The following is a 26,554-nucleotide window of genomic DNA, read 5'->3' on the forward strand; positions in this document are numbered from 1 at the left end:
CTCATGCGCTCAGCAGAAAACGGGACGGGCTCTTTCTCTTCGGTGTGGTTGATCCGTTGGTCGCCATCGCCAGAATCGCTGCGGCGGGAACGGGGCGGGAATAGACAAAACCCTGTCCTTCGCGGATGCCCAGCTGCAGCAACGCGGTGATCTGCTCTTCGGTTTCGATACCCTCGGCAACGACGATCATGCCGAATTTCGTTGCCAGCCCGGCCAGCATTTCCACCAGTTCCGACGATTTGCGATCGAGCGTCACGCCATCGATGAAGAACTTGTCGATCTTCAGGTAGTTGGCGCCCAGCGCGTGTATGGCCGATAGTCCGTTATGGCCGGTTCCGGCGTCGTCGATGGCGACGCGCAGGCCGGCATCGTTCAGTTTGCCGGTGACCATGGCGGCGCGGCTTTTGTCGGCAATTGCCTGCCGTTCCGTGACCTCAACGACGAGGGCGCGGTGGGGGAGATTGAAACGGGTGGTGTTGGAAATCAGACTGTCGACGAAATCATCCGCCAGATATTGATCGGGAGTGACGTTGAAGGTCAGCTTGAGCTGGGTCTGTACCTGGAGCAGACTGCCGAGCTGGGCTCCAGCCTGTCGAAGCAGCTCAATTGTCAGACGCTCGATCCGTCCGCTGCTTTCAGCAAGGGGAATAAAGGCCAGCGGCGGGATCATCGTTCCATCCGGCTTGATCCAGCGGGCCAGCATTTCGAAGCCGAGAAGTTTGCGGTCCTCCAGGTCGAAAATCGGCTGGAAATAGGGCTGGATCTGGCCGCTCGTCAAAGCGCTGTCGAGTTCGTCGAGAATGGACGTGTTGCGCATCATGCCGCGGGCAGCAAGGAAACCGAAGCCAAGGCCAAGCGCAGCGGCAATCGCGATCAGTTGCGGTGACAACGCATGGTTCCATGTAGCCAGAGTGGCCGCATCCACCTGCAAACTGAACTTGATGGGGTAGCGCGTGGAGTTTTCTTCGAAGTTGACGAGGTTGTTGTCTTCCGCCACCCATTTCCGCTCGGGGTGATAGCTGGCGAAGGACGAGCCGTCTGAAAGGGTTAGTTGCATCAGCGCGCTGTCGCGCAGATGGTCGGGTAGAATGGCAAACAACAGGCCACCGGTTGCTAGCACTTCGACAAGGTTTTCGTCCTGTCCGTACTGCCAGCGCACACCCAGGCCCCTCCAGCCCGGAAAGCCGAGGGAGAAGAGCGAGTAGCCGGGGCTGTTGGTCTCATTGTGCTTTGCGTTTGCGATCGCCTGTTCGAGCGCCTCGTTCTTTTCGTCGTAGCTCCAGCAGGCACCGTCCTTCGTCTCCAGCCGCATGTTCTTCATGATGCTGGTGCCGTAGAGTGCTCTGGTCATCGCCATCGGGGCGAGGGTGGCGCAGGATGTGCTGCGGTTGACGATAACGTCGCTCATTTTCATGGTGGCGGAATCGATCGCCAGTTCGGTGCGCGTCACCGTGTCGATGGCGAGCTGACGCAACTGTGTCTCGTTCCAGGAGGTGATGAAAGCCGAATGAACGTAGTAAAGCGCGCCGAAGAACAGGCCGGTAAAACACAGCATGAAAGCTGCGAAGCGTAGTCTGCGCTGAACTGTCATGGCCCGGCCTTTTGCTGAGGCTTGACCGTGGCGGAAACAGGTTAAAATCGCTTGAATGTTCTACCGCTGATTTAGGAGATGATCACCGGTTCAGCGCGTCGGAACGGGAACTTCGCCGCGATAGTCGTAGAAGCCGCGTCCCGATTTGCGGCCAAGCCAGCCGGCCTCGACATATTTGACCAGCAGCGGGCAGGGGCGGTATTTCGAATCTGCGAGCCCATCATGCAGCACCTGCATGATCGAAAGGCAGGTGTCGAGCCCGATGAAGTCTGCGAGCTGCAGCGGCCCCATCGGGTGGTTGGCGCCGAGTTTCATGGCGGTGTCGATGGCATCGACGCTGCCGACGCCTTCATAGAGCGTGTAGATCGCCTCGTTGATCATCGGCAGGAGGATGCGGTTGACGATGAAGGCCGGGAAGTCTTCGGCAACGGTGATGGTTTTGTCGAGTGTGGCGACGAATTGCTTGGCGGTCGCAAACGTGCCTTCTTCGGTGGCAATGCCGCGCACCAGTTCGACCAGCTTCATCACCGGAACCGGGTTCATGAAGTGAATGCCCATGAAACGTTCCGGCCGGTCGGTCGCGGATGCAAGCCGCGTGATCGACAGGGAAGAGGTATTGGTTGCGAGAATGGCATCGGCCTTCAGAACGGGACAGATCTGGCCGTAGATCTTGCGCTTGACGCTTTCGTCTTCGGTGGCAGCCTCGATCACTAGGTCCATCGGCGACAGGTCGTTGACGTCGGCGGAGCCCTTGATCAGCGACAGCGCCTTCTTGCGCTCTTCGTCCGTCAGCTTGCCGGAAGACACCTGGCGCGCCATGTTGCCGTTGATGGTTGCAAGGCCTGCTTCAACGCGATCAGCGGAAATGTCGTAGATATGCACCTTGTAGCCGGCCGAAGCCGATACCTGGGCAATGCCGCAGCCCATTTGTCCAGCGCCAACTATTCCGACATTCTTGATCATCGAACCGATTTCCATCATTCATACGAAAGGGCGATCGCGCTTCCGTTCGTGCAAAAGCAAAACGCCCTTAGGGGCGAGGTATCCTGATGCCAGTGATAAAGGCATCGCGGCCAATTTTCCAGCCTTTATTCGAGGTGGAAGCCATTGTGGGTTCAGGAAAGACGTTGCTTCTAAAACGAAAAACGGCCGCGCAGAGTTGCGCGGCCGTGGGTTGTATTTTCAAAAGGCTTACAGCGCTTTTTCAAGCTCCGGCAGGATGGCGAACAGATCGCCGACGAGGCCGTAGTCTGCGACCTGGAAGATTGGGGCTTCCTCGTCCTTGTTGATGGCGACGATGACTTTGCTGTCCTTCATGCCGGCCAGATGCTGGATGGCACCGGAGATGCCGACCGCGATGTAGAGCTGCGGTGCGACCACCTTGCCGGTCTGGCCGACCTGCCAGTCGTTCGGAGCGTAGCCTGCGTCGACCGCAGCGCGCGATGCGCCGACGGCGGCACCGAGTTTGTCGGCCACCGGCAGGATGACCTCCTGGAACTTTTCAGACGAGCCGAGCGCCCGGCCGCCGGAGATGATGATCTTGGCCGAGGTCAGTTCCGGACGATCCGACGAGGACAGCGCGTCCTTGACGAAGGTCGAGAGACCCGGATTGGCTGCAGCCGGTATGGTCTCGACCGATGCCGAACCGCCTTCGGATGCCGAGGCGAACGAGGCTGTGCGCACGGTGATCACCTTTTTGGCTTCACCCGATTGAACCGTCTGGATGGCATTGCCGGCATAGATCGGCCGCTTGAACGTGTCGGACGACACGACTTCGGTGATTTCCGAAATCTGGGCAATGTCCAGCAGCGCTGCAACGCGCGGCAAAACGTTCTTGCCGGTCGAGGTGGCGGCCGACAGGATGGTGTCGTAGCTGCCTGCGAGCGAAACGATCAGTGCCGCCAAAGGCTCAGCCAGATTGTTGGCAAGGTCGTCGCTTTCGGCAAGCAGCACCTTGGAAACGCCGGACAGCTTTGCAGCCGCGTCGGCAGCGGCTTTAGCGCCCTTGCCTGCGACCAGCACATGCACGTCGCCGCCGATTTTCTGGGCGGCCGTCAGTGCCTTGGCGGTCTGGTCGGACAGCGTTGCGTTGTCGTGGTCAGCCAGAAGAAGAATGGCCATGGTGTTAGTCTCCCTTTTCCTGGACCTTTAAAGCACGCCAGCTTCGTTTTTCAGCTTGTCGACGAGTTCGGCGACGCTCTTGACCTTGATGCCGGCCTTGCGGCCCGAGGGCTCCTCGGTCTTCAGCACCTTCAAACGCGGCGCAGTATCGACGCCAAAGTCAGCCGGGGTCTTCTTGTCCAGCGGCTTCTTCTTTGCCTTCATGATATTGGGCAGTGACGCGTAACGCGGCTCGTTGAGGCGCAGGTCGGTGGTCACAACGGCTGGCAGCTTGATCTCGATCGTCTGCAGGCCGCCATCGACTTCGCGGGTCACTGACGCCTTGTCCGAACCGAGTACGATCTTCGAGGCAAATGTGCCCTGTGACCAGCCGAGCAGCGCCGACAGCATCTGGCCGGTCTGGTTTGAATCGTCATCGATGGCCTGCTTGCCGACGATGATCAGCCCGGGCTGTTCGGCTTCCGCCACACCCTTGATGATCTTGGCAACCGCCAGCGGTTCGACAGCATCGTCGGTCTCGACCAGGATCGCCCGGTCGGCGCCCATGGCCAGCGCCGTGCGCAACGTCTCTTCGGCCTTGGCCGGTCCGACGGAAACGACGATCACTTCCTCGACCTTGCCGGCCTCCTTCAGCCGCAACGCCTCCTCGACCGAAATCTCGTCGAACGGGTTCATCGACATCTTCACATTGGCAAGCTCGACACCCGTACCATCCGGCTTCACCCGGATCTTCACGTTGTAATCGACGACACGCTTGACGGTGACCAGAACTTTCATGATGTCCTTCCTTACGAAACGTTTGCGAGAAAATGCGCTTTAACGCAGCGGCCTGATTGTCGGTTGGCGACATCGATACGCGTTTTTTCTCCAATTACAATCTTTGCTCCTAAGCTCCTCGCAAGATTGCCACGGGAAAAATACTGACGTTTACGTGCGCGTCAATATGAAATTAGAATGCGATAACCGTCTTTCTCGTGCCTTTGAAGTCCAGACCCCACCACGTTACCGCCAAGATGCTGTTTTCAATGGATATGTTTCGGCAACTCCGAACTGCGACAACAGGTGTCAGGTCGGTCTGCCCCAGGGGGTGGGCTTCTTGATGGGTTCGCTTGCAGGCGCCGGCGGCGTTGCAGCCGTTGCTTCAACATGTCGCACCGCGCGTGGCGTGACGATCGTCCGGTCGAACAGCGGTACATCCCGGCGTCGCAAAACGACAACCAGGATCAGTCCGGCAATGATGCCGCCGACATGCGCACCCCAGGAAACGCCGCCGTCGGGGTCGATGAGCAGCATGAAGAATTGCTGGCCGATCCAGAAGGCGAGGGGAATGAAAGCGGGCAGGGGCAGCGGGATACGGAACAGCACCAGCACCCAGACGCGGACCTTCGGATGCAGGAGGAAATAGGCGGCGACAACACCGGAAATGGCGCCCGACGCACCGATCAGTGGCGCCTGCGATTCCGTGTTGATCAGCCCGTGCGTCAGCGCTCCGGCGGCGGCACATAGAAAATAGAAAAGCAGGAAGCGGAAATGCCCGAGCGCATCCTCCACGTTGTCGCCGAACACCCAGAGGAACAGCATATTGCCAGCCAGATGCCAGAAATCGCCGTGCAGGAAGGAATAGGTGAGGTAGGTGGCGTCTTCGGGAACGAGCACGAGGTTCGGTGCCAGATGCGCGTAGTCAAACGCGATGGCGGGAATGTAGCCCAGGCCCATGGTCGCGGCATTGGTGAGTTCTTCCGGCGCCAGCAGCGGCCCGGTGATCAGCCAGACGAGGGTATTGATGACGATCAGGCTGATCGTGACATATTGGACCTTGATATGCTTCAGAGAATTCGCGTCGTGCAGCGGTATGAACATAGGCGCGTCGGTCCCTCAAGGCGGCGTTGAACGCCAAGCTTATTTGTTTTTAGCTTATCTGTTTTTGCCGGGAACCCAAAGCACATCCGACTTGCCCTTGTCGTTGGTCCAGCGGGCTGCGACGAAGAGAAAATCCGAGAGACGGTTGACATAGGCGAGTGCGTCCTTGCTGACGATTTCGCCGTCCATCCGGGCAAGGTCCACCATCAGCCGTTCTGCCCGGCGGGACACGGTTCTGGCGATGTGCAACGTGGCTGCAGCACCGCTACCACCGGGCAGAACGAACGAGCGCAGCGGATCGAGATCAGCGTTCAACTCGTCGATCTCGGCCTCGAGCCGCGACACCTGAGCGGCGATGATCCGCAACGGCTCATAGGCCAGCGTCTCGCCGGTATCCGGTGTCGACAGGTCGGCGCCAAGGTCGAACAGGTCGTTCTGGATGCGCATCAGCATGGCATCGAGCGTGGCGATGTCCACCGTATGCTGGCGTGCCAGCCCGATGAAGGAGTTGGTTTCGTCAATCGTGCCATAGGCATCGACGCGCAGGTCGCTTTTCAGGCGGCGCGGGCCGGTGGCCAGGCCCGTTGTGCCGTCATCGCCGGTTTTCGTATAGATCTTGTTGAGTTTGACCATCGATCAGCGGCCACCGCCGGTGATCCACAGCGTCAGCATGATCAGGAGGATCGCCACCGCCTGCAGGAACACGCGGGCCTGCATCAGCTTGTTGGATGTATTGCCATCGCCGCCCTTTGCCATGTGCAAGAGGCCGCGGATGAGAACGATGGCGACAAGGCCCATGACGAGCAATGTCAAACCGGTGAGAAAACTATGCATGTGACTTAACCCTTGCCTTTCAGCTCAGCCGAGGCGGCCGATAACACGATAAAACAACCCGGCCGGAAGCAGTTTCTTCAAAAGCGCACCCTGCTTGGCCGGCTGCGTCACGATGTAATGCGGCTTCGGCCTCTTCGCGGTCAATGCGCGTTTCAGCACAGTATACACCGCATCGGGCTCAAGTTTGCCTTTTGCAGGTCCGCTCTCGCCTTTTAGCCGCTTCAGCTGCTTCTCGTATTCCACGGCATGCACCGAGCCCTTGAGGTCGATGAACCGCTCGATATTGATCAGCGCATTGGCGGTGAAGCGCGACGTGATTGGTCCTGGTTCGATCAGGCTGACCTCAATGCCGCTGCCTTCGAGCTCCATGCGCATGGTCAGCGTCAGGCCTTCAAGAGCGAACTTCGAGGCATTGTAGGCGCCACGCCATTTGAACGGCACGATACCGAGAATGGATGAGCACTGGACGATCCGTCCGTGGCCCTGCGCCCGCATTGCCGGGATGATCCGGCGGGTGAGATCGTGCCAACCGATCACGTTGGTTTCGAGTTGCAGGCGCAGCGCTTCCACCGGAAGATCCTCGACTGCGCCCGCCTGGCCATAGGCACCATTGTTAAACAACGCATCCAGCCTGCCGCCGGTCAGGGCGAACACGTCATCGACAAGCTTGGATATGGTGTCTGGCTTGGTGTAATCCATCACAAAGGCTTCGATACCGTCCTTTTCCAGAGGGGTAAGATCCTCCGCCCGCCGGACGGTGGCAAACACCCGCCAGCCGTCTTGTTTGAGCGCGCGGGCGCACCATGCGCCAATGCCGGAGGAGCAGCCGGTAACGATTATCGAGGGACGGTCGGTCATTATGGGTGGTTTCCTGTAGAAATTGTCACCCGGTTTCCCATATTCATGAACGGGTTACAATCGCAGCAGCATGATGAGACAGTTGGAGAGAGAATGCCGGCCTTCATTCGCATAGCCTGGAAGGTCGTCTTCGATGCCGTCTGGCATTTCAGTGAAGACGATGGCTGGGCCATGGCGAGCCATGTGGCGCTCTCCACTCTCTTGGCGATCTTTCCTTTCCTGATCTTCGGTACGGCACTGGGCAGCTTTCTGGGCGCTGACCAGTTTGCGACGACGGCGGTGCATTTCATCTTCGATACCTGGCCCGAATCGATCGCCAAGCCGATTTCCGATGAAGTGGTGCGGGTTTTGACCATTCCGCGTGGCGGGCTGTTGACGCTGTCGGTTCTGGCCGCCGCCTATTTCGCCTCCAATGGCGTCGAAGCGCTGCGCGTCTCGCTCAACCGCGCCTACCGGGTTGCCGAAAGCCGGCCCTGGTACAAGACCCGGGTAGCAAGTCTTGCCTTCGTTCTGGCCGGCGTGCTGGTCCTTGCTATCGTCAGCCTGCTGCTCGTCGCCGTGCCGCTGGCCATCCGCTATGCCGGCACCTATCTGCCGTGGTTCAACGGCCTGTTGACCATGATCGACAGCTGGAGCCTCGTCGGCGTGTTCGTCATGCTGACCACGGGCCTGATCGTCAGTCACCTCTGGCTCCCGGATGGGCGCCGCAAAATCATGGACGTTCTGCCGGGCATCATCCTGACGCTCATTGCCTGGTCCATCGGCGCCTATGTCTTTGCCTCCTACATCGCCGCTTTCGCCACCTACGTCTCGACCTATGCTGGCCTCGCCTCGATCATGATCGCGCTCGTCTTTCTCTACATTGTCGGGGTCATCTTCATTCTCGGCGCGGAAATCAATGCGGCGATCATGAAATACAAGGTCAAGCGCATGGTGATCCGCCACATCATGGGACGCAGGCAGGATGAGATTAAGATGGAGGACGCGGCCGGGGAAACAGAGGTCCCCAGGGAAAACGTCCTATAGAATCATCGTCCTGATATCGTCCGGTGTCTTTCCGGCTTGGCGGAACGCGGCGATGCCGGTGTCGCGATTGCTCTTCGAAAGTTTGCGGCCATCCGGACCAAGGATCAGCCGGTGGTGATGATAGGCCGGCTGGGGAAGGTCGAGCAGGCTTTGCAGCAGCCGGTGCACCGATGTCGCGTGGAAGAGATCGTGCCCCCTGACCACATGGCTGACGCCCTGCAGCGCATCATCCAGCGTCACCGCCAGATGATAGCTCGATGGCGCATCCGAGCGTGACAGCACGACATCGCCCCAAGCCGCCGGGTTTGCTGCGGTCACACCGGTTTCGCCGTCCGGGCCGCTACCGCTCTCCTGCCATGTCAGCGGCTCTGTCGCATGCGCCAGCGCCTTGGTCATATCCAACCGCCAAGCGTGTGGCTTACCGCTGGCCAGCGCGCGCTGCCGGGCGTCGGCCGACAGCTTGCGTTCCTCGCCGGGGTAGAGCGGTGCACCGTCCGGGTCTCGCGGCCAGGTTTTGCCCTTCGCCTCGAATTCGCCGACTGCCGTCTTGATCGCACCCCGCGTCAGGAAGGCCGGATAGACCAGGTCCCTGTCGATCAGTTTGCCGAGCGCCTGGCGGTAGAGATCGAGATGCTCCGATTGCCGCCGCGCCGGTTTTTCCCAGTCGAGCCCCAACCATTCGAGATCCTCGACAATTCCGGCTTCGAAGTCCGGCGTGGAGCGAGCGATGTCGATATCCTCGATCCGCAGCAGGAAGCGGCCGCGCTCTGCTTTTGCCATGTCATGATTGAGGATAGCCGATAGCGCATGCCCAAGGTGGAGCTGGCCGTTCGGGCTCGGTGCGAACCGGAACACCGGTTGTTTTGACACAGTTTTGTTCATAGTTTCTTCTTGGCATGGAAGCGGGCTTCCAGCCATGGGTTTTGCCGATATACAGGACCGCGCGGCGACGGCGCCGGAGGAGATTTGGGATGCGGATCATCCGCACGCATGAGGATATCCATGCCGGCCTGAACGGGCTGGTGATGCTCGATGCGCGGCTGGAGCATGTCGTGTCGAAAGCTGGGCCTGTGCCGCTGCGCCGTGCCGACCCGGGTTATCGGGGCATCGCCAACATCATTGTCTCGCAGATGGTGTCCAAAGCCAGTGCGGCGGCCATCTGGACCCGAATGGAAACCGCACTCGGCGCTATCGATGCCGTCAGCGTCACGGCCATGTCCGACGCGGATTGCCGGCTGGTTGGCCTGTCCCACGCCAAGGCCGACACGCTGCGGCGGGTGGCCCGCGCCGTGCTCGACGGCGAACTCGATCTGGAGGCGATCTGTTCGGTCGAGGGTAGTGCCGCGATCCGCGAAATGACTGCCATCAAGGGCGTCGGCCGCTGGACGGCGGAGGTCTATCTGCTGTTTTGCGCCGGTCATCCCGATGTGTTCCCGGTGGGTGATGTGGCGCTGCAAAATGCGGTCGGCCATGCGCTGATGCTGGAGATGCGCCCCTCGGTGCGCGAGCTTGATTCGCTGACCGAACTCTGGGCGCCATGGCGCAGTGTCGCAGCGCGTTTGTTCTGGGCCTATTATGCCACTGAAATGCGCCGGGATGGCACGCCAGCCACTCCATAAGGCAAAAAGCGAATCTTTTGTTTCCTTTTTCCTTTTGGCTTCACAATCCTGACGTAACGGGCCTAATATAGAAGGTGCAGGTGCCGAATCGAGCAGGAGTATACTGGCTTGACGATTGCAGTCTCACCACACGGCCTCCCGGCGCTCGTGCTGAACGCTGACTATAGGCCGCTGAGTTATTACCCCTTGTCGCTGTGGTCCTGGCAGGACGCGATCAAGGCCGTTTTCCTAGACCGTGTGCATATCCTGGCCGAATACGATCATCAGGTCTCTTCCCCCAGCTTTTCCATGCGCCTGCCCAGTGTCGTCTGCCTGAAAAGCTATGTGCAGCCGTCCCGCCATCCGGCGTTTACCCGGTTCAACGTGTTCCTGCGTGACCGGTTCGAATGCCAGTATTGCGGATCGCCGGATGATCTGACCTTCGACCATGTGATCCCGCGCTGCTGCGGCGGCCAGACCACCTGGGAAAATGTCGTTGCCGCCTGCTCGCCCTGCAATCTGCGCAAAGGCGGCAAGCTGCCAAAGCAGGCAGCCATGTTCCCGCACCAGAAGCCGTTCCACCCGACGGTGCAGGACCTCCACAACAACGGCCGCTTGTTCCCGCCAAACCATCTGCATGACAGCTGGATGGACTATCTCTACTGGGATGTCGAACTGCAGCCTTGAGGGCTTTGGCCATTTTTAGAGATTGCCAACAAGGCAATTGGCCTCAAAATCCTCCGTCATTCCTGTGCCTGCCACAGGAATCCAGCCACGCGACGTCTGTCGTGTGAGCGGCTTTTTGCGCCATGGACATGGCGCAGCTGGATCCCCGCCACAAGGGCGAGGATGACGGACGGTAGGATATGCTGCTTGAAAAACCGTGCGCTTCTCGGCTAGCCGTTTACGCCTTGGCAGCGCCACGAAGCGCAATTGCCGCCAGAATCAGGCTGGCGATGACGTTCCATCCAGCAAAGGAAAGTCCGAGCACCCGAAGAGCGGCATCCCCGCAGGATGGGCCATGCTTGCTGTCGAGATCGCCAAGCAGATCGCCGACATTGCCCGAAACGCCTGCTGCCGATGTTGCGCAGGTCGCAGGCCCCTCCCAGAAATGCCATTCGACGCCGGCGTGATAGACGCCGATACCAGCACCGACCAGCATCAGGATACCGATGACGACAAGCAGTGCGCGCGTCGTCCAGGCGGGAAGCTTCAAAACCGAAGCGGCGATCGCGACGACGCCGATCGGAATGCCCCAATAATACGGGGTGCGCTGCATCAGGCAGAGCGCGCAGGGAATATAGCCACCGATATGTTCGAAGGCGAGCGCGCCGCCAACGGTGCCTGTCATGCCGAGTGTGGCGAGGACGGACGGCAGAAGGCCGCGGGATGGCTGGGTCAGGCTTGCACTCACGGAGGGCTCCATCGGGATATCAGGCAAGGAAACGGTAGGCGGCGAACATGGCGATCAGCAGGCCGGCGGCAGCGGCGGCCAACAGACCGAGGCGCTTTTCGATGAAATCGCGGATTTCTTCGCCGTAGCGCTGCAAAAGCCAGGCCAAAAGGAAGAAGCGGGCACCGCGGGCAACGATCGCCGAGACAATGAACAGTCCGAGATTGATGTTGGCGGCGCCGGACAAAATGGTCACGACCTTGATCGGCGGCAAATGCGCCAAGCCAGAGGTGACGAGCAGAAGCACGAGTGTCTCGTAGCCGACCGATGCCTTCATCGCCTCGAAGGCTTCAAGCTTGCCGTAGAAATGCAGGATCGGCTTGGCCAGTGCCTCGAACGCATAGTGGCCGATGTACCAGCCGGCAATGCCGCCGAGCACGGAAGCGATCGTCGCCACCAGCGCATAACGGTAGGCACGCTCCGGCCGGGCAAGCGCCATCGGCAGAAACAGAACGTCGGCAGGAACCAGGAAGACGGAACTCTCGACGAAAGCGATGACTGCGAGCCACGCTTCGGCGGATTTCCGGGCGGCGAGCGACATTGTCCAGTCGTAAAGGCGTCGAAGCATCAAGGATTTCCAGTTTCAGTTCCCGCCTTTTAGGCAGGATTGGCCATGCTGTAAATGATTTGCTGCGGATGCGAATTGCACAGTTTTGTGATTCCAGCCCGCCGATCTGCAAAATCCCGGTTGACCGTTCCGAAACGGTTCGTGTAAACGCTTTTTGCTACCCCGAAAGGTATCCGTGCCCCGTTGGCGGAATTGGTAGACGCGCCTGACTCAAAATCAGGTTCCGAGAGGAGTGCTGGTTCGATTCCGGCACGGGGCACCACCGCGCTATTTCGCCTTTGATTTTGCTTTGTTATTTCCAATTTTACCCGCACTGGAAATCAGGTGCGGGGAAAGTTCCTTCTCTGTTTGTTCTGCGGCGACGCGCGAACCGCTCACGCCGAGTCGCTTGCGATCGGCCTTCTTTGTGTAGACTTCAGCCTGGCGCACCGATGCCCATCCGAACTGCGCCATGATCTCATGCGATGACGCTCCGCCATTCGCAGCCATCGTTGCTGCAAACTTTCGGATGCCGTGGGCGCTTTTTTCGATGTCAGCTTCCCGGCAGCAATCCCTAAACCAATTGCCAAAGCTCTCGACCGTGAACGGTTTTCCGTGGGAGCTTATTAGGAAGTGCAAGTCGCCTGTTTCCGTGGCGTTGATAACCTTGATCAGGCGATCGGTGAACTCGACGGTGATTTCGGTTCCGGTTTTCGCCGTCCGCATCGAGAATAGGTTGCCGCTCATGTGTTGGCGGCCGGCGTGAACGACATCCGATCTCCTGAGGCCGGAGCACATGAGAAGCTCCAGCGCCAACCTCGGCTTCGTTCCAATCTTCCACTTAGCGCAGAACAAACGGATGTCCGCGACCGTCCATGCCGCGAAGCCGTCCGACTTGTAGCTGATGGTTTCGACGCCTACTGTTGGGTCGATATCGACGTGATTGTTTTTCAAAGCCCACTCAAATAGGCCGCGCATCGCCTTCAGGAGGCAGTTAGCTTGCGCCGGCGTGTCGGCCCGATCGTCAACGGCGCCCCGCATATCCGCCTGTGTGATGTCACGGAAGTCGGCATCCCCGGAATTCTCAATGGCCTTTTTGAACAAGTTGCTGCGCTGCTTGCGTGTTGCAACGCTGAGATTTTTCCAACCTGCAGACTCCATGTAACGATCGACGAGCCAGCGCAGCGACTGAACCGGACCCGTCTGCCGGCGCTTCTCAATAGGAGCTCCTGATACTGCCGCTTTGTATTCTGCCTTGAACTGGTCACTATCAGGCTCGCCATGCAGACGGGTCCTCGGACCTTTGTCGACACGGTAGTAGAACACCCATGTTCCGTGGCGGTTCTTCTCTTTGGTGACGTTCAGGGGCAATTTGCGCGGCATATCTAGCATCAAAGCTTAATCCGGGTTCTTGGCGCAAGGGTTTTTGTGTCGGCAGTAGCCTCCGGAGCCGGGAAAACCCGGATCTTGCTGCCGTTAATCTCGACTTCAACGCAGACGTTTTGCGCGCTGGCAACTTCAGCCATGCGAGAGAGGTCGGCCTTTTTGATGAAAGCTGGAACGGTCACGACAGGATCTCCTCACAGCTCATCCTCGCCCGCCGCGCCTCTTCGCGTCGCATCGCGTTGCGTTTTCGGGTCACCATCTGGACGTGATTTTCGTTATCTGGCCGGACGCAACGGCGGTTGCGGCAGACGTGATCCAATTCTTTCTTTCCGGGAATGAAACCGTGCTCGTTAGTCCACATGGCCTTGTGCACGGCGACAGTCTGCCCATCGAGCGACATACGTGGGTAGTCTGCGCCGCGACCCTCGTTGCCAGAAGTCGGCCCTGTCCAATTATAGCAGCCGGTAACGGGGTCGATCTCGACCCGCGCCATGATCTTCGCTCGGATGCGGTCGCGGCGGCTACTCATGAGGCGACCTCGTCGCAAGACAACATAGCCCTCACATCAGCATCCGTGATCGGCTCATGCCAACGTACGCCGATGCCGCCGCATTCCCGGCATCCATAGCCTGTGATGCAGTCGAAAATATTGCTCCACGGATAGCGCCCGGTTTCCTGCCTATCGACGGTCTCGTGGCAGCCTGTGCATGACATCCAGCCGCCGCCATCCTCTTTGAGGACATCGGCAACTTGCTCAGTAACCCTCATCGCTTCGTGCAGAGTACTGGCGCCGGCAAGGTAGCCCTTGCGGTATGTCGCTTCCCGGCGACGAACGGTTGCTCCCTTACTCATGGTTTCGGGCCATCGGCCAGATGGGGCCGAAATCAATCATCACCTCACGACAGGTCTTCTCCGATCCAACATAGACCGGAGGCTGCTGACCGCTCATAAGTACTGAAAGGAAGATGCGACCCGTTCGGTTTATCTCGGCGAGCTCCTCTGCAGAGACGGTCCAGCACGAAACGCATGAGTGGCGTGTTTGGAAAACGTGCATGTCTTGTACGTTCTCCGCCCCATCTGGAGCGCGCATGACAAGGTTGCAGCCTTCGAAATGGATTGGCTGTCCCATTAGGCTTCCCTTTTCTGCGCGGGCGGAGATATGGCTGCTCGACTGTTCCAAGCCCCTGTAGCATCGGCGGTGGGTGCGTAGGCGTCCTCATAATAAGTGGTGCGGACCTCGCAAGTTGGGCACTCGACGTAGCATTCCTCGGAGTCCTCGCCGCTGCGATGGCAGCGGAGCTTCGGGGTTCCGCCGCAGAACGGGCATGGCAATAGCTTGTCGGTCACGATGCGGCACTCCAATCTTTGAAGGTGGCGGGAACGTAGGCCGCCTTGCGAAGGATCCGACGATTGACGCCGGAGTTGCGGACAACCGGGCCTGCATCGCCGTCTATGCGGCCGGGCTCTGGCGCCTCGGAAATTGCCTCCGCTACATCGCGAGGGACAGCAAACCGCAAAAGGATGCGGCCACGGCGCTCGGTGTAATAGTTCGCTTTCTCATCCACAGTCGCCCTGGGATAGTCACCGGACCATGTGAGCGGGTAAGCATAGTTGGCGTTGTTCGGCCGCCAAAAGGTGATGTATGGCCGCCTCATCCAGTCTTCGCGCAAGTCGCAGATAAGGAAGCTTTCGGCGATCACGGGAGCGTCCAGATAGCGAAGCTCCCACGTGGGGTGGTAGCACCCGGCGTCTTGGTCGCCGTCAAGTCGGATTTTCAGGCGAGCGCTATAGGTACCGATGATGGTACCTAGTCGAAGGCCAGTCTTGTCTCCGGAATACTCGACGCGGCCGCCGCGCTTAGCAGGCACGCCATAGGTGCTGCGAACGTAATCCATGCTCATCGGTCGCCCTCCATGGCCGGGGCGTCATGATGCTTCAAGTCGAAACCGATCGTATTGCCGCAGCCACGGCGGGCGAACATGTCGCCGATACCATCGCAACGGAAACCAAAGTCTGTTTTGGTCATGCGGCCCATGGTCGGGCAAACGAGGCAGAACGGAGCCCACTTCGGGTCTTTCAGCTTCTCTTGGATGAAAGTGTCAGACATCGGAGCCCTCCGACGCTGCGGCTTTGACGAAAGCCTGTATTTCCCGGATGCGGTCTGATGCTTTGGCGCGCCATTCGCTGCCATGCTCCAGGGCGAGGCCGATCAACCAGTGCATGACTTCGGCCTGCTCTTCCTCGGCCTTCCGCTTGATGTCCTGGCCACCGTCCCGAAGGGCGTGTGCAATCGGGCCGGTGTTCCACATCATCATGGAAAGGATGTCGCGGATATCGGCCGTTAGATCCTGCGGATACACCCTCACTGCCCTCTGCGGGGGCGATGGCGTCTCATCCTGGACAAGCTTCACGAGCTTGCTTGCGATGTGGTCAAGGGCGACTGTCTGTCGACCGTGGACATTGCCGATTTCACCAACAGGCAAGCCGAACAGGCTAAACAGCTTCAAGCGCTGATCATCGGTAAGATCTCGGAAGAACCAGAGTTTCAACTCACGCATCGGTTGAGCCCTCCTTTTCAGCTAAGGCGGCACGGCGATCCCATTTGTCTGAAGGATCTGCCAGTTGCTTTCTTGCCGGTTGCAGCTTGTGAAATTCGCCGACGTGCTTCCGCAGCTCTTTGAGCTTGCAGCGGTCTGGCTTGTGGCCGGGTGTCATCGCCCAAATCTCGCCGTTAGCTTCAGCAAGCTTGGCTTCCACACGAACTGGCGGAATGCCGTAGCAAAAGACGATCGTGTCGCCAGCCGTGACGGGGTTGCCGTCCATGTCGTTAAACTGCATCGGTCGAGCCCTCCGAAGCTGCGAGGGCGGCTCGAGCTGCTTCATCCAGCGTCCTGCCGAAGCCGAGAACGTCGCCGGTTTGATGCGGAACGATGCCAATTTGATCCCGATACGGCTTCATGTCGATGACACCAGACTTGCCCGGCAGCCGCACAAGCCAGCGGCTCGGGCAGTTCGGGTTATGCTGGACCGCAAATGTCAGGCCGCACAATTCTGGCGGCACCACATTCGGTGCGGGCGCTGGCGGCTCGACCTTCCGCAAATCATGTGGCTTGAACTCGTCTGTAATGCAGTCGTCTTGCAGGTGGGCGCAGTACATAGCGTGCCAAATCTCGTGCAACGTTGCCAATTCACTCTCATGGTTCCAGTCAATACGGAGAGCCGCTTTGATCATCGCAGGCGTAGGGTCTTCAGGCATTAAGTTTAGTTTTCTCATGATTTTTCGCCTTTTGTGGTTACTGCGACGATCTCAGCGACCCGGCCACGGTCGAGCCAGACGACAAGGCCCATTTTAACTGTTCCATCCAAGTTAATTGGCTGCTCAGTTCCAAAGGTAATTTTGGTATGGCCCTTGGTCATATTCATAGTTTCCATGCAGGTATCGAGCGCTTGGAACACCACCTTGTCGTCGCCATAGGTCGCGAGGAGTTGGGAAAGGTTCATTGTCCGTCCTCCGATGCTACGGCGAGGGCGGCTTGAATCCCGACCCGAACCCATTCACGGGGTTCGCCTCCGAACAGTTTGGCCCTGGTGTTGGCTTCAATGCAGGCGTCCACCATGCGGGCGGTGACTTGCATCCCCACCAAATGATCTTGGGGTGGTGGGGTGTCGGTCATTGCGACCGAGCCGTGGTGTTCAATCTCTTTCATGGCGCTGCTCCTAAACCCGCATCGGCATGAGAAGGCGCGTCATGTCCTTGTCGTCGTCGGACAATGTCAGGGGGGCGCCGGCGTCGGCCATGCCGAACCTGATGTCGCCCTGGCAATTTCTGACCATCTCGGTGAGGTAACGGCTGTTGACCCCGCACTCAGGTGCGCCTTCCGGCCATGCGGCCGAAGTGCATACGTCCGCTGTGCCAAAATCAGGATTTTTGGTTTCGACCCGCATGCGTCCGCTGATGCCGCGCAATCTTATGGCTGCTCCTCGCCATGCGCCGATGGCGGTTGCTTGGCGGATTGCAGTGAGCATCTCGTCGCGGCGAACGTTGAGCCGGTGATTTTCCTTGTTCGGAATTACTCGGTCGATGTCAGGATAGGTGCCGTCTATCAGCTTCGTTCGCAATGCGACGCCTGGTCCCTTAAGCTCAAGCAGCGTGTCGACGATCGTGTTGCCCTTGCCGACAGAGAAAATCTCGATGTCGGCTCCGTCCATGAACTGGCTCACGATGCTGACGGTCTTGCGGGGGATGATGTAGGAAAACGTCGCTTCGTTCTCGTTCGCCGAATAGCGGCACAGGGCGAGGCGATGGCCATCTGTGGCGGCAAAGCGCTTGCCGTCTGGCTTGGCTGCCCAGTTAATCCCGTTCAAGTAATAGCGCGTCTCCTCGGTTGAAATGCAGAAAGCCACCTTCTTGAACATCGCGGCCAGCTGCCCGTTCGTAAACTTCTCGACGCGTTGCATGCGCTGCCCGTCGATCTCCGGAAAGTCGCTCGGGCTATAGGCCTGAACGTTGTAGGTTGCCTCGCCAGCCGAAAGCACGGCAGTCGGTTTTGCATCCGGATCTGAGATTGTCTCGATCCGTAACGGCGCGGTGCCAGCGGCGGCAGCAATGGCAGCAAGATCTCTGGCTATGAGGCAGATGGACCACGTGCCGTCTCCATCAATCTCGTCGACCTCTATCCGAGCTGTCATGTCGAGATCGGTCGCCTCGATGACGAGCCCCTTCCGATCGTAGTTCAGCCGAACGGCGCTGAGAATCGGGATGGTATTGCGCGGCTCCACAATTGCCGTGGCGATCTTCATGGCCTTTGACAAAACCTTGGCCTCGACGGTTACAAAATTCACGACCTTCTCCATTGGTTGATGTGCCATCTCGGTCATCGGCTCTTTCTCCAGTTTTCAAAGTCGGCGACCAGCTGGCGCCAGCGGCCTGCAGCTGCGTCGTCGGTGTCCAGTTCGGCTCTTGAGGTGATCCGCAGCATGGTGCGAATGCGGCTGACGACACGTTCTTTGTCGGAAACGTCGACGCCGTGGCAGGTAAACAGGAAGTCGAGGAAATCCCTCTCGTTGCATTTCATCCCGCATTCGGCCGCGTATTTCTTCGGCCTGGGCCGGTTGCGCTCCTGCTGACCGACGATGCGCCGATAGTGTTCGGCAAGGTTGGTATACTGGTCGAGCAGCCAGAGAAGATCCTCTGGTGCGGCGATCGCGAACTCACGGTTGAAGATGCTAGCGTCGTCGAGGATGACGGAAACGGTTTCGGTTCCCTCATCGCCTGCTGCCGTCAAGGTCAATCCACGTTCGCCAGCCATGATGCCCCAGTCGCTTGCGGCCAATGCCGCGCGGCTACGGATCGCGTCCATGCGTTTCTGGTTGGCGCTGACAGCGGGCTCGGTCATTTCAGCGGCTCCGACTCAACCATCGTGACCAAAACTTCACCGAGCGCCTCCGCAAGCGTTGCTGCCTCGCTCGTACTGTCGGCACCTTTGATGATGCAGCCGGCAAGAATGGCGATCATGGCGGGGAGGGCGTCCGCGAATTCAAAGCCCTCAATCAGAGATGCAATCGCGCGGGCAAGCTGGGTCTGAACGCCGGTAAGGTCGCCGGTCTCGACGAGCACATCAGCCATCAGATTTTCTCCCGAACGATCTTTATCTTGTTAATCGTCTGGCCTGGGCGTAGCGCTTTCATACGGTCGCGCACCTCGGTGGCGGTGCAGGCGTCTATATCGAAGGGCTCGATTGCCGGGTCGTTGAAATGGACGCGAAAGGTAGCCGGGAATTTGATGATCTCAGGCATCAGCGGGCCGTCTCCCGCAACTGGATAACATTGCTCCGTGACGCCATGAGCTTGCGCTCGGCGTCCCAGAGGTCGCATAGGCGGTCAAGCTCGACGCCATGTCGCCCGGTGATTTCGGCGAAAGTGCCCGCCTGGTATCCCTTGACGCCATCGCGGCGGCAGTCAGCAAGGGCTGCGGCTTCGAATACGGTAAGGTTCTGGATCATCAGACGCGCGCCTCCGAGTAGTGCCACGCGGCCTGCCGGTGGAGACCGACAGCACCGAGGGCAAGAGCGAGAAAGAGCGTCATCGACATGACGAGGATGACGCAGGCGAGGAAGAAGCGGCCAGGGCAGGCGGCAAGCCGCGCCTTGTGATAGCCGGTGATGGGTTGGGTCACAGGAATGCCCTCCCAAGTTCAAGGCAGACGTAGATGACGGTCGCGATGACGGTTCCGAAAACGGAGCCACCGCGATACGCGCGGATCAAGCCAGCATCGACGATGGCTTGGACTTCCATAGCCGCAGGAGTGCGGGCGCCCCGATCACGCTTTTTCAGCGGCGGGCGCATGGGGATCGGGGAGCGCGTATCCATCGGGATTAGGCCGCGCGGCGGGCAGGCATCGCCCGGCGGGTATAGCGCTCGGTCAGCGCCATAGCGCGTTCTCGGGCGCGATCACCGTAAAGCCGGAGGTGGTCGTCGTTAAATCCGTCCAGCTTCAGCAGTGCGGCGGTGCAGCCGTCGCCCCGACGGATCATACCTTCCGCCAAAGCCTCGACTATTTCTTGGGGCGTGGCATTGTCGAACTTGTTCATAATGGAGGCTCCGCTCGTTCGGGGTTTGAATGGACGGTTCCGAAGCTGAAACGAAACCGTTCATCCAAAACGTACAGAAGAACTGTACATTGCGCAAGCTGGACTAAACAAAAATGTTAGCTAAACTACACGCAAGCGAAAAGCCGCGATGAGGCCGAGCGGGCGTGAACGGCGGAAACGGCCTGATTCGTGTCCCGAAACAGGCCGTGCGTTACGATTGGGAGATCATGTTTTGAAGATTATCGCTGGCGTCGAGCGTTACCGAACGACATGCGAGAAGTGCCAATGGAAGCCCTGTGGCAACTCGTGCGATCTAGGAGTCTTTGCGATTCGTTTCACCCATCGCGGCAATGACCTCGTGGACCACGGTCGTGATCAGTGGGCGCAAATCCGGCGAAGGGGTTGAAAACGTTGTTTCCAAACGGACAAGAATTTCAGCCGTGATTGAGCGATGGTTCTCAGCTGCCGCCAATTCGACCTTTTTTTTCAGGCCGTCTGGTATCCGCAGTCTGAAATGGAGGTCGTCTCTCGGCATGCGGCACAAATGACACAAAACGAATCTGTCTGATATGCCACCAGAATGCCGCACCGGAGGCCTATTGCACCGGCTCGGTCGCTAGCTACCATAAGAAAGCTTAATGGAAGATTGGGGAGGAAATTTTCAAGGAAATGAACGAAGTCATGCAAAGTACATTGACCGGAAATCCGCACGATGGCCGTTTCGACAGGTCGCAAGGAGAGCCGGACCCGTTATCGCACGCGATAAAAGAGCTTCGTTTGGGTTTTGAGGACTTCAACACTAATGCGCCCTTGGGGGAGGATGCAGCTAGGGCCTATGCAGAGACATCTTATCGGCCTCCGCGGCGGATCATCATAGGCTGGTCGCGTCCAGCAGGATCGATGGAAAGTGCAGTCGCTGCGTTGCGCTTGGCCAAAGTTGCCTACGACGAGGACGATCATGCGATAGTAGGGCCAATGGTGGCTGCCGCGCTTGCCTATCTTGAACAAAGCGCTGCCGCTTCTGATGGCACGCCGTCCTAGGCGTCTTTCTTCGGCACCTTGCGACGGCGTGCGATCGGAGACCACTTGGCGATGACGATATCTGTGATCGTGATTTCGGTATCGTCGTCGCCGTCGATGTGGATATCATTTTGCCAATCAGGGTCGTCGCTTTCCGGACGAAGCAGCCAGTGACCATCCTCGGAAACGAGGGTCTTTGCAGTGTACTCCGCCAGTCCGTGCTGGAGCCGGCGGACGATGACCAGGTCGCCGTGTTCGGGAGTGAGCCCTCCCTGGTGCAATTCAATAGCGTGCAGAAATTCACCGTTTGCGGCGATACGGTTGATGCTGTTGCCTGAGATCTTATAAAGCCTTTGGCCCTGTGCCGGGTACTCTGGATCGGGAGCGACTGGCTCGTAGAACGTTTCGAACGTCAGCGACGCCTCCAGCCACGTTCCGGCCGCCACTTCTCCAACAACCTTCAGTCCTGGTGACGCGGCAGTGGCGACCGTCTCCTCTCCACCGTTCTGCAGCCAAGCAATCGGCTTGCCGGTCGCTCTGGCGATGGCGTCCAGCGTCTTTGGTCGGGGATGGATTTCGCCAGACTCCCACTGAGCCACCGCGCCGCGCGTCTTTTTGACGGCTGCGGCCAGCTGATCTTGCGTCATCCCCGCGTCCTTGCGGGCCTTGTATATTCGCTGGTTGAGTTCCATGGCGGGACCATAGTCGCCAAACTGTACAAAATCTCCGATAGTCTCGCTTGACGCTTCGTTAGTTAAACTGTACATCTGCCGTGAACCTTATCTACTGGGAGTTTTCTGCGTTGCAACAGCTATCGGGAATGGAAGCCGTGAAAGGCCGCATGTCTCTGGCTAAGCTGGCGAGGGAGATCGGCATCACGCGCGGCGCTGTCGCGCAGTGGGAGCGGGTTCCGGCCGAGCGCATGGTGGATGTGAGCCGGGTGACGGGCATTCCACTGCCGATGCTTCGGCCGGATCTTTTCCATATCGAGAGCGCGGAATGATGCATTCCCCGTTTCACCCGCAAGGCAGAGAAGACGTGGTCCCGCCTCCGACCGCGTGCCTTGCCGACTGGCCCCGGCAAATCCTCCCTGCTGGGGCCAGTCTTTCAGTTTGTGTGCCATGTTCATGTGGTCCCCCTTGATCTGATGACGCATCCTTAAGCCGGGATAGACCCGGCTTCATCGAATCCATTCATCATTTTGTTTCCTTGATTCATCGAGGTGTTTTTGCATGCCCGAAATTCGCACAATTATGGATGAAGACATCCTGTCCCTGAAAGGGGCCACCGAAGCCTGCTTCATCCTCGGAAAGGGCGTTACGTCCTTTGCCTCGATGACGCGCGTTGGCGTTTCGACCCTTTCGAAATACGCCTCCAACAGCGACGAGTTCCGCGAAAGCCTCATCCCGGTTGATATTGCCGTCGAGGCTGACCGGCGGGCCGGATCTCCGATCATCATCAAAGAGGCGGCGCGGCAGTTGGGCTATCAGCTGGTGCCGCTGCAGGATGCGCTGCGCTCCGGAACACGGATCAGCGAGCGCGACGCGCATGTGATCCTTTCCGAGGCAATGGATGTTTCAAGGGCGCTTATCACTGCTTTCGAAGACGGCAAGATTGATGCGCTTGAGCGGAAACAGTTGCGCAAAGAATTGCGGGAGTTGATCCGCGCCGCCGAAGACATCCTCCACCGGATGGATGACGAATGATGGCCCGATGCAACATCCTTGAGCCTGCGCCACCGGCAGTTTCCCTTCCGATTTTTGACGGCCTTCCACCAGCAGTCCGCGCAGCAATCGCCAGCGCGGACTTTGCGTATGACCCGTGCATCGTTGCCGGTCGCCTGGAGCGTGGCGTGCGTGATGCCCGGATCCTCGCCGAGATTGCCGCATTCGAGCGGAGGCCGCAGCCATGGTGGTAGCCGTTCCGAAGCTCGGGCCGACGCAGGCCAGCGTGATGCATAGTGCGCTCGAAAATGGACAGGTCAGGTCCGACCAGCCGAATGAACACGTCGCGGCGCGAGCGCTCAACAGTAAGCGCTATCTTTCTCGGGACACCAAGGACGGCCATTTATGGTTTCCGACCGACAAGGCGAGGCAGGATTTTGCAGACTTGTGTGTTGGTGGACCGGCATCCATGCCAACGGCTGTTCCTGCTCGCCTGTCGCATCATCCGCTGGCCGGTCTTTTTCCGATGTTGTCTCCAGACGATCTGCGGCAGCTCGCTGAAGATATTGCTACGGTCGGGCAACAGGAGCCTGTGTGGCTGCTTGACGGGCAGATCCTCGACGGTCGGAACCGCGAGGCGGCTTGTCATGTCCTGGGTATCGATGCCTGGACGAAGGAATACGAAGGTACTGACGCTCTCGGCTTCGTGCTCTCCCTAAACCTGCACCGGCGGCACCTCTCCGACAGCCAGCGAGCCATGGTTGCAGCAAAGCTGGCGATCTGGAAACGCGGCATCAACCAGCATACGGCAGGGTCAGCAAATTTGCCGACCCACGAGGTGGCAAAACATCTCTCGGTTTCCGAACGCCAGGTGATCAAGGCCAAGCGGGTCGATACTCAGGGGGTGAAGGAACTTTCCGAAGCAATTCGCGACGGTCGCGTGTCGCTGCATGCCGGGGAGGCCATCAGCCTTCTGGAGCGCGAGGCGCAGACCGAGATCCTGCGCATGGAAGACAAGCAGCTGGCGGCCCGTGTCAAGGAGATCAGGCGGAAGCAGTCGGAAATCCGCCATACAGTTCGCCTCGCTCATATGGCGCATGTCACGGATAACGGACATGCGACGGCCGGTCAGGTCGCACAAAAGTTTCCGGTTATCTACGCCGATCCACCTTGGCAGTTCGGCGTGCATTCCGAGATTACCGGTCGCGACAAGAGCCCCGAAAATCACTACCCGACCATGCCTACCGACGACATCTGCGAGCTATTCGACAAGATCGGAGCGCCGGCGAAGGCCGGTTCAGTCCTGTTTCTGTGGGCCACCAATCCGATGTTGCCGGATGCGCTGCGCGTCATGCAAGCGTGGGGCTTCGCCTATGTTCACCATTGGATTTGGGACAAGGAAGTAGCCGGCACAGGCTATTGGGGCCGCGATCGGCACGAGCTGCTGTTGATTGGCCGTCGCGGCGATGTGGCAGCGCCCCTGCCGGGAAGCCAGCCCGAGACCGTGCACCGCGAGCGCAAAGGACCGCACAGCCGAAAGCCTGACTTTTACGCTGAGACAATCGAGCGGCTTTATCCCGCCATGCCACGGCTGGAAATGTTCTGCCGCAGTCCGCGCCCCGGTTGGACGGCATGGGGATTCGAGAGTTCGCCTGTGGCGGAGGCGGCGGAATGACGGCCATGCTTCCGATCATCGAACAACTTGCCAATGCCCCAGACAATGCGATGCGATCGCGGTGGCTCTTGCGGGTGCCAGAGCATGTTCTGTCGCGGGATCATCTGGCTATCCACGACCTCCTCGTCGCATGCCGGTTTCAAGACGGCGTCACGGCACTGAATGCCGAGGTCGCGGCGTCGTCGGCCATCCGCGACACGAGCGGGACAATTCCACAACTCATTCGCTTCGAGCGGGAATACGCCCGCATCGGTCTGGCGATCATTGCGCGCGGTGGCGCGGGACAGGGGGCGTAGATGTTTAGAACTGAGCTTTTCGGAGACATGAGCACTTCCGAACTTCATGCGGCCCAGCGAGTCGCCGGTTTCAGCCGCACGCCGCCTCTGATCGTCGATAGCTTTGCTGGCGGCGGCGGCGCTTCGACTGGCATCGAAATGGCGCTGGGACGCTCTCCCGATATCGCCATCAACCACAATGCGGCTGCGTTGGCGCTGCATGCCGCCAACCATCCCCATACGCTGCACCTGTCGGAAAACATCTATCATGTCGATCCTCTCGACTATGTCAGCGGTCGGCATATCGGGCTGGCGTGGTTCTCGCCCGATTGCAAACATTTCTCCAAGGCCAAGGGCGGCAAGCCTGTCGAGCGCAATATCCGTGATCTCGCTTGGGTCATTCCGCATTGGGTCGAGCGTATCCAGTCCAGCGGCGGCAAGATCGACGTGGTGATGATGGAGAACGTCGAGGAATTCCAGACATACGGGCCGTTGATCGAAACAGAGCGCGGTCTAATGCCCGATCCGGAGCGCAAGGGCGAGACATTCCAGAAGTGGTGCCGTCGCCTGCGCACCCTCGGTGGCAAGATCCAGAAGCGGGAATTGCGCGGCTGCGACTATGGCGCGCCGACGATCCGCAAGCGGCTGTTCGTCATCATCCGTTTCGACGGCGTGAAAATCACATGGCCGCAGGCCACGCACGGACGGCCCGACGACCGCGATGTGATTGCCGGACGCAAACTGCCATGGCGCACGGCAGCGGAATGCATCGACTGGTCGCTGCCTTGCCCGTCCATTTTCGATACCGCGCCGGATATCATGCAGAAGCACGGGCTGCGGGCCGTTCGGCCGCTTGCCGACGCAACCATGGCCCGCGTGGCGCGCGGGATGAAACGGTACGTGCTGGATGCCGAACGGCCTTTCATCGTCAATCTGACGCATGGTGCAAGGCTGGAGGATCTGGCCGAACCGTTCAATACGATCACCGGCGCGAACCGCGGCGAAAAGGCAGTGATTTCGCCGTCGATCACACGGTTCAATTCGGGGGCTACTGGATCGGATCTGCGTGATCCTGCTCCGACGATCACGGCCAACAGCTACATCAAGCGCCCTGGTGGATGTGCACCGCTTGGTATGATCGCGCCGGTTCTGACGGCAGCGCAGCATGGTGGGTCAGTTCGCAGCGTAGGCGAGCCCCATCATACCATCACTGCCAGCAAGAAAGATCAGAACTCGGTGATAGTGCCGACGCTGGTTGGCTGTGGCGGCAGGGCAGGGCAGAGCCGTCCGCGTGGCGGCGACGAACCGATGGCGACGATCACGGCCAAGGCTGACGGGTGCGTTGCTGTCGCCTACGTAGCACAGCACAATAACGATAGCCGCCGCGAAGGAGGGGTAAACCCGGGGCGCTCCATGGCAGAGCCGCTTTCGACTGTGACACAGTCCGGGAGCCAGCAAGGCGTCATCTCGGCCTTCGTCGCTCGGCAGTTCGGCACCTCGACCGGCCACGCCATAGACCAGCCGTCAGCGACGGTGATGGCCGATGGCGCCGGCAAGTCGCAGCTGGTGACGCCTTACCTGCAAAAATACTACGGCACGGGAGATGGCGCTCGGCTCGACGAGCCGCACCACACCGTGACGACGAAGGACCGCTTCGGCCACGTTCAGGCGGAGATTGCTGCGCCTCCATTTACCGAGGATCAAGCCGAGCGGGCGCGACAGGTGGCCGCCTTCATGCGGTCGCATGGCTTCTGGGATGACCGGGAGTTCGTCACGGTCGTGATCTGCGGTCTGACCTTCGTCATCGTTGATATCGGCATGCGGATGCTGACGCCGCGCGAGCTTTACAAGGCGCAGGGCTTTCCGGCCGACTATAAGATCGACGGAGCGTGGAAAGAGCCCGCCATCGGCCACAATGGCGGCCCGACTTGGGTCGAATTCTCGAAGTCCGTCCAGGTGTCATGCGTCGGAAATTCCGTTTGCCCTCCGGTCGCAAGGGCGTTGGTAGCCGCAAACTGCGAGCACCTTGCGGTGCGAGAGGCGGTGGCGGCGTGAG

At 59.4% G+C, this 26,554-nt stretch carries 42 protein-coding genes and 1 tRNA gene; 10 read left to right on the forward strand and 33 right to left on the reverse strand.

Annotation, left to right across the window (positions count from 1 at the left end):
• Position 1: 1 nt before the first annotated feature.
• The 8 genes from R6X40_RS12580 to R6X40_RS12615 all read right to left on the reverse strand — a co-directional run bounded on the left by R6X40_RS12580 (position 2) and on the right by R6X40_RS12615 (position 7,264).
• Positions 2–1,591: an EAL domain-containing protein gene (locus R6X40_RS12580; RefSeq protein WP_318414002.1), complete on the reverse strand. Its 1,590-nt coding sequence runs from the start codon at positions 1,589–1,591 to the stop codon at positions 2–4.
• 90 nt (positions 1,592–1,681) lie between these two features.
• Positions 1,682–2,554 carry a 3-hydroxybutyryl-CoA dehydrogenase gene (locus R6X40_RS12585; RefSeq protein WP_318414004.1) on the reverse strand — a complete coding sequence of 291 codons (873 nt, stop codon included), beginning with the start codon at positions 2,552–2,554 and terminating at the stop codon, positions 1,682–1,684.
• A 228-nt stretch (positions 2,555–2,782) separates the two neighbouring features.
• Entirely contained in the window at positions 2,783–3,712 is a 930-nt protein-coding gene (locus tag R6X40_RS12590; protein ID WP_318414005.1) for an electron transfer flavoprotein subunit alpha/FixB family protein, read from the reverse strand.
• Positions 3,713–3,739: 27 nt separating this feature from the next.
• The gene (locus R6X40_RS12595; RefSeq protein WP_318414007.1) at positions 3,740–4,489 is read right to left on the reverse strand and encodes an electron transfer flavoprotein subunit beta/FixA family protein; all 750 of its coding nucleotides are present in this window, start codon (positions 4,487–4,489) and stop codon (positions 3,740–3,742) included.
• 288 nt (positions 4,490–4,777) lie between these two features.
• The gene (locus R6X40_RS12600) at positions 4,778–5,572 is read right to left on the reverse strand and encodes a rhomboid family intramembrane serine protease (protein WP_318414008.1); all 795 of its coding nucleotides are present in this window, start codon (positions 5,570–5,572) and stop codon (positions 4,778–4,780) included.
• A 54-nt stretch (positions 5,573–5,626) separates the two neighbouring features.
• Positions 5,627–6,205 carry a cob(I)yrinic acid a,c-diamide adenosyltransferase gene (locus R6X40_RS12605; RefSeq protein ID WP_318414010.1) on the reverse strand — a complete coding sequence of 193 codons (579 nt, stop codon included), beginning with the start codon at positions 6,203–6,205 and terminating at the stop codon, positions 5,627–5,629.
• 3 nt (positions 6,206–6,208) lie between these two features.
• Positions 6,209–6,406, reverse strand: a complete 198-nt coding sequence (locus tag R6X40_RS12610; protein WP_318414012.1) for a twin transmembrane helix small protein — start codon at positions 6,404–6,406, stop codon at positions 6,209–6,211.
• A 24-nt stretch (positions 6,407–6,430) separates the two neighbouring features.
• Positions 6,431–7,264, reverse strand: coding sequence for an SDR family oxidoreductase (locus R6X40_RS12615; RefSeq protein ID WP_318414013.1), 834 nt, complete (start codon positions 7,262–7,264; stop codon positions 6,431–6,433).
• Between the two features lie 93 nt (positions 7,265–7,357).
• On the opposite strand from R6X40_RS12615, the gene R6X40_RS12620 reads away from it, so the two are divergent.
• Positions 7,358–8,290 (forward strand): YihY/virulence factor BrkB family protein, encoded by a 933-nt coding sequence (locus tag R6X40_RS12620; RefSeq protein ID WP_318414014.1) that lies wholly within the window; start codon positions 7,358–7,360, stop codon positions 8,288–8,290.
• Here R6X40_RS12620 and gluQRS read toward each other — a convergent pair.
• On the reverse strand, positions 8,285–9,172 hold the full coding sequence (gene gluQRS, locus R6X40_RS12625) for a tRNA glutamyl-Q(34) synthetase GluQRS (RefSeq protein WP_318414016.1): 888 nt from the start codon (positions 9,170–9,172) through the stop codon (positions 8,285–8,287). The two genes, R6X40_RS12620 and gluQRS, sit on opposite strands and share 6 nt — an antisense overlap.
• 89 nt (positions 9,173–9,261) lie before the next feature.
• On the opposite strand from gluQRS, the gene R6X40_RS12630 reads away from it, so the two are divergent.
• Both R6X40_RS12630 and R6X40_RS12635 read left to right on the forward strand, forming a co-directional pair.
• Entirely contained in the window at positions 9,262–9,909 is a 648-nt protein-coding gene (locus tag R6X40_RS12630; RefSeq protein WP_318414018.1) for a DNA-3-methyladenine glycosylase, read from the forward strand.
• Between the two features lie 108 nt (positions 9,910–10,017).
• Positions 10,018–10,575, forward strand: coding sequence for an HNH endonuclease (locus R6X40_RS12635; RefSeq protein WP_318414019.1), 558 nt, complete (start codon positions 10,018–10,020; stop codon positions 10,573–10,575).
• Between the two features lie 217 nt (positions 10,576–10,792).
• On the opposite strand, the gene R6X40_RS12640 is transcribed toward R6X40_RS12635, so the two are convergent.
• Together R6X40_RS12640 and R6X40_RS12645 are read right to left on the reverse strand one after the other, a co-directional pair.
• On the reverse strand, positions 10,793–11,314 hold the full coding sequence (locus R6X40_RS12640; RefSeq protein WP_318414021.1) for a disulfide bond formation protein B: 522 nt from the start codon (positions 11,312–11,314) through the stop codon (positions 10,793–10,795).
• A gap of 7 nt (positions 11,315–11,321) precedes the next feature.
• Complete coding sequence (locus R6X40_RS12645) at positions 11,322–11,909, reverse strand: YqaA family protein (protein ID WP_318414022.1); 588 nt, start codon at positions 11,907–11,909, stop codon at positions 11,322–11,324.
• A 177-nt stretch (positions 11,910–12,086) separates the two neighbouring features.
• Here R6X40_RS12645 and R6X40_RS12650 point away from each other — a divergent pair.
• Positions 12,087–12,171, forward strand: a tRNA-Leu gene (locus R6X40_RS12650).
• A 5-nt stretch (positions 12,172–12,176) separates the two neighbouring features.
• Here the strand turns inward: R6X40_RS12650 and R6X40_RS12655 are convergent.
• The 21 genes from R6X40_RS12655 to R6X40_RS12750 all read right to left on the reverse strand — a co-directional run bounded on the left by R6X40_RS12655 (position 12,177) and on the right by R6X40_RS12750 (position 20,399).
• On the reverse strand, positions 12,177–13,280 hold the full coding sequence (locus tag R6X40_RS12655) for a tyrosine-type recombinase/integrase (protein ID WP_318414023.1): 1,104 nt from the start codon (positions 13,278–13,280) through the stop codon (positions 12,177–12,179).
• Positions 13,280–13,456 (reverse strand): hypothetical protein, encoded by a 177-nt coding sequence (locus tag R6X40_RS12660; RefSeq protein ID WP_318414025.1) that lies wholly within the window; start codon positions 13,454–13,456, stop codon positions 13,280–13,282. The genes R6X40_RS12655 and R6X40_RS12660 overlap by 1 nt, the downstream gene beginning before the upstream one ends.
• The gene (locus R6X40_RS12665; RefSeq protein ID WP_318414027.1) at positions 13,453–13,803 is read right to left on the reverse strand and encodes an HNH endonuclease signature motif containing protein; all 351 of its coding nucleotides are present in this window, start codon (positions 13,801–13,803) and stop codon (positions 13,453–13,455) included. Before R6X40_RS12665 ends, R6X40_RS12660 begins: the two co-directional genes overlap by 4 nt.
• Complete coding sequence (locus R6X40_RS12670) at positions 13,800–14,126, reverse strand: hypothetical protein (RefSeq protein WP_318414028.1); 327 nt, start codon at positions 14,124–14,126, stop codon at positions 13,800–13,802. The genes R6X40_RS12665 and R6X40_RS12670 overlap by 4 nt, the downstream gene beginning before the upstream one ends.
• Before the next feature lie 276 nt (positions 14,127–14,402).
• Complete coding sequence (locus tag R6X40_RS31595; RefSeq protein ID WP_412178369.1) at positions 14,403–14,621, reverse strand: Lar family restriction alleviation protein; 219 nt, start codon at positions 14,619–14,621, stop codon at positions 14,403–14,405.
• On the reverse strand, positions 14,618–15,175 hold the full coding sequence (locus tag R6X40_RS12675; RefSeq protein ID WP_318414030.1) for a hypothetical protein: 558 nt from the start codon (positions 15,173–15,175) through the stop codon (positions 14,618–14,620). The genes R6X40_RS31595 and R6X40_RS12675 overlap by 4 nt, the downstream gene beginning before the upstream one ends.
• The gene (locus R6X40_RS12680) at positions 15,172–15,381 is read right to left on the reverse strand and encodes a hypothetical protein (protein ID WP_318414032.1); all 210 of its coding nucleotides are present in this window, start codon (positions 15,379–15,381) and stop codon (positions 15,172–15,174) included. Before R6X40_RS12680 ends, R6X40_RS12675 begins: the two co-directional genes overlap by 4 nt.
• The gene (locus tag R6X40_RS12685; protein WP_318414033.1) at positions 15,374–15,832 is read right to left on the reverse strand and encodes a hypothetical protein; all 459 of its coding nucleotides are present in this window, start codon (positions 15,830–15,832) and stop codon (positions 15,374–15,376) included. Before R6X40_RS12685 ends, R6X40_RS12680 begins: the two co-directional genes overlap by 8 nt.
• The gene (locus R6X40_RS12690; protein ID WP_318414035.1) at positions 15,825–16,112 is read right to left on the reverse strand and encodes a hypothetical protein; all 288 of its coding nucleotides are present in this window, start codon (positions 16,110–16,112) and stop codon (positions 15,825–15,827) included. Before R6X40_RS12690 ends, R6X40_RS12685 begins: the two co-directional genes overlap by 8 nt.
• Positions 16,102–16,548, reverse strand: a complete 447-nt coding sequence (locus R6X40_RS12695) for a hypothetical protein (RefSeq protein WP_318414036.1) — start codon at positions 16,546–16,548, stop codon at positions 16,102–16,104. Before R6X40_RS12695 ends, R6X40_RS12690 begins: the two co-directional genes overlap by 11 nt.
• Positions 16,545–16,775 carry a hypothetical protein gene (locus R6X40_RS12700; protein WP_318414037.1) on the reverse strand — a complete coding sequence of 77 codons (231 nt, stop codon included), beginning with the start codon at positions 16,773–16,775 and terminating at the stop codon, positions 16,545–16,547. Before R6X40_RS12700 ends, R6X40_RS12695 begins: the two co-directional genes overlap by 4 nt.
• Positions 16,772–16,981 carry a hypothetical protein gene (locus R6X40_RS12705; protein ID WP_318414039.1) on the reverse strand — a complete coding sequence of 70 codons (210 nt, stop codon included), beginning with the start codon at positions 16,979–16,981 and terminating at the stop codon, positions 16,772–16,774. The genes R6X40_RS12700 and R6X40_RS12705 overlap by 4 nt, the downstream gene beginning before the upstream one ends.
• A gap of 10 nt (positions 16,982–16,991) precedes the next feature.
• Positions 16,992–18,152, reverse strand: a complete 1,161-nt coding sequence (dnaN, locus tag R6X40_RS12710) for a DNA polymerase III subunit beta (RefSeq protein WP_318414040.1) — start codon at positions 18,150–18,152, stop codon at positions 16,992–16,994.
• On the reverse strand, positions 18,149–18,670 hold the full coding sequence (locus R6X40_RS12715; RefSeq protein ID WP_318414042.1) for a hypothetical protein: 522 nt from the start codon (positions 18,668–18,670) through the stop codon (positions 18,149–18,151). The genes dnaN and R6X40_RS12715 overlap by 4 nt, the downstream gene beginning before the upstream one ends.
• Positions 18,667–18,900, reverse strand: coding sequence for a hypothetical protein (locus tag R6X40_RS12720; protein ID WP_318414044.1), 234 nt, complete (start codon positions 18,898–18,900; stop codon positions 18,667–18,669). Before R6X40_RS12720 ends, R6X40_RS12715 begins: the two co-directional genes overlap by 4 nt.
• Positions 18,900–19,070 carry a hypothetical protein gene (locus R6X40_RS12725; protein WP_318414046.1) on the reverse strand — a complete coding sequence of 57 codons (171 nt, stop codon included), beginning with the start codon at positions 19,068–19,070 and terminating at the stop codon, positions 18,900–18,902. Before R6X40_RS12725 ends, R6X40_RS12720 begins: the two co-directional genes overlap by 1 nt.
• Positions 19,070–19,276: a hypothetical protein gene (locus tag R6X40_RS12730; RefSeq protein ID WP_318414047.1), complete on the reverse strand. Its 207-nt coding sequence runs from the start codon at positions 19,274–19,276 to the stop codon at positions 19,070–19,072. Before R6X40_RS12730 ends, R6X40_RS12725 begins: the two co-directional genes overlap by 1 nt.
• Positions 19,276–19,449: a hypothetical protein gene (locus R6X40_RS12735; RefSeq protein ID WP_318414049.1), complete on the reverse strand. Its 174-nt coding sequence runs from the start codon at positions 19,447–19,449 to the stop codon at positions 19,276–19,278. Before R6X40_RS12735 ends, R6X40_RS12730 begins: the two co-directional genes overlap by 1 nt.
• Positions 19,446–19,643: a hypothetical protein gene (locus tag R6X40_RS12740; protein WP_318414051.1), complete on the reverse strand. Its 198-nt coding sequence runs from the start codon at positions 19,641–19,643 to the stop codon at positions 19,446–19,448. The genes R6X40_RS12735 and R6X40_RS12740 overlap by 4 nt, the downstream gene beginning before the upstream one ends.
• Before the next feature lie 5 nt (positions 19,644–19,648).
• Positions 19,649–19,864, reverse strand: a complete 216-nt coding sequence (locus R6X40_RS12745) for a hypothetical protein (protein ID WP_318414052.1) — start codon at positions 19,862–19,864, stop codon at positions 19,649–19,651.
• Between the two features lie 313 nt (positions 19,865–20,177).
• The gene (locus R6X40_RS12750) at positions 20,178–20,399 is read right to left on the reverse strand and encodes an Arc family DNA-binding protein (protein WP_318414054.1); all 222 of its coding nucleotides are present in this window, start codon (positions 20,397–20,399) and stop codon (positions 20,178–20,180) included.
• Between the two features lie 134 nt (positions 20,400–20,533).
• Here R6X40_RS12750 and R6X40_RS12755 point away from each other — a divergent pair, with 134 nt between their 5' ends.
• Positions 20,534–20,905 (forward strand): hypothetical protein, encoded by a 372-nt coding sequence (locus R6X40_RS12755; protein ID WP_318414056.1) that lies wholly within the window; start codon positions 20,534–20,536, stop codon positions 20,903–20,905.
• Here the strand turns inward: R6X40_RS12755 and R6X40_RS12760 are convergent.
• Positions 20,902–21,576 (reverse strand): helix-turn-helix domain-containing protein, encoded by a 675-nt coding sequence (locus R6X40_RS12760; RefSeq protein WP_318414058.1) that lies wholly within the window; start codon positions 21,574–21,576, stop codon positions 20,902–20,904. The genes R6X40_RS12755 and R6X40_RS12760 overlap by 4 nt on opposite strands.
• A gap of 149 nt (positions 21,577–21,725) precedes the next feature.
• Here R6X40_RS12760 and R6X40_RS12765 point away from each other — a divergent pair, with 149 nt between their 5' ends.
• The 5 genes from R6X40_RS12765 to R6X40_RS12785 all read left to right on the forward strand — a co-directional run bounded on the left by R6X40_RS12765 (position 21,726) and on the right by R6X40_RS12785 (position 26,553).
• Complete coding sequence (locus tag R6X40_RS12765) at positions 21,726–21,887, forward strand: Cro/CI family transcriptional regulator (RefSeq protein WP_318414059.1); 162 nt, start codon at positions 21,726–21,728, stop codon at positions 21,885–21,887.
• A 229-nt stretch (positions 21,888–22,116) separates the two neighbouring features.
• Positions 22,117–22,590: a phage regulatory CII family protein gene (locus tag R6X40_RS12770; RefSeq protein ID WP_318414061.1), complete on the forward strand. Its 474-nt coding sequence runs from the start codon at positions 22,117–22,119 to the stop codon at positions 22,588–22,590.
• A 202-nt stretch (positions 22,591–22,792) separates the two neighbouring features.
• Positions 22,793–24,223, forward strand: a complete 1,431-nt coding sequence (locus R6X40_RS12775) for an MT-A70 family methyltransferase (RefSeq protein WP_318414063.1) — start codon at positions 22,793–22,795, stop codon at positions 24,221–24,223.
• The gene (locus R6X40_RS12780; protein WP_318414065.1) at positions 24,220–24,519 is read left to right on the forward strand and encodes a hypothetical protein; all 300 of its coding nucleotides are present in this window, start codon (positions 24,220–24,222) and stop codon (positions 24,517–24,519) included. Before R6X40_RS12775 ends, R6X40_RS12780 begins: the two co-directional genes overlap by 4 nt.
• On the forward strand, positions 24,520–26,553 hold the full coding sequence (locus R6X40_RS12785; protein WP_318414066.1) for a DNA cytosine methyltransferase: 2,034 nt from the start codon (positions 24,520–24,522) through the stop codon (positions 26,551–26,553).
• Position 26,554 lies beyond the last annotated feature (1 nt).

The sequence above is a fragment of the Rhizobium sp. PL01 genome (genome assembly GCF_033447125.1).
In the GTDB taxonomy this organism is placed as follows: domain Bacteria; phylum Pseudomonadota; class Alphaproteobacteria; order Rhizobiales; family Rhizobiaceae; genus Pararhizobium.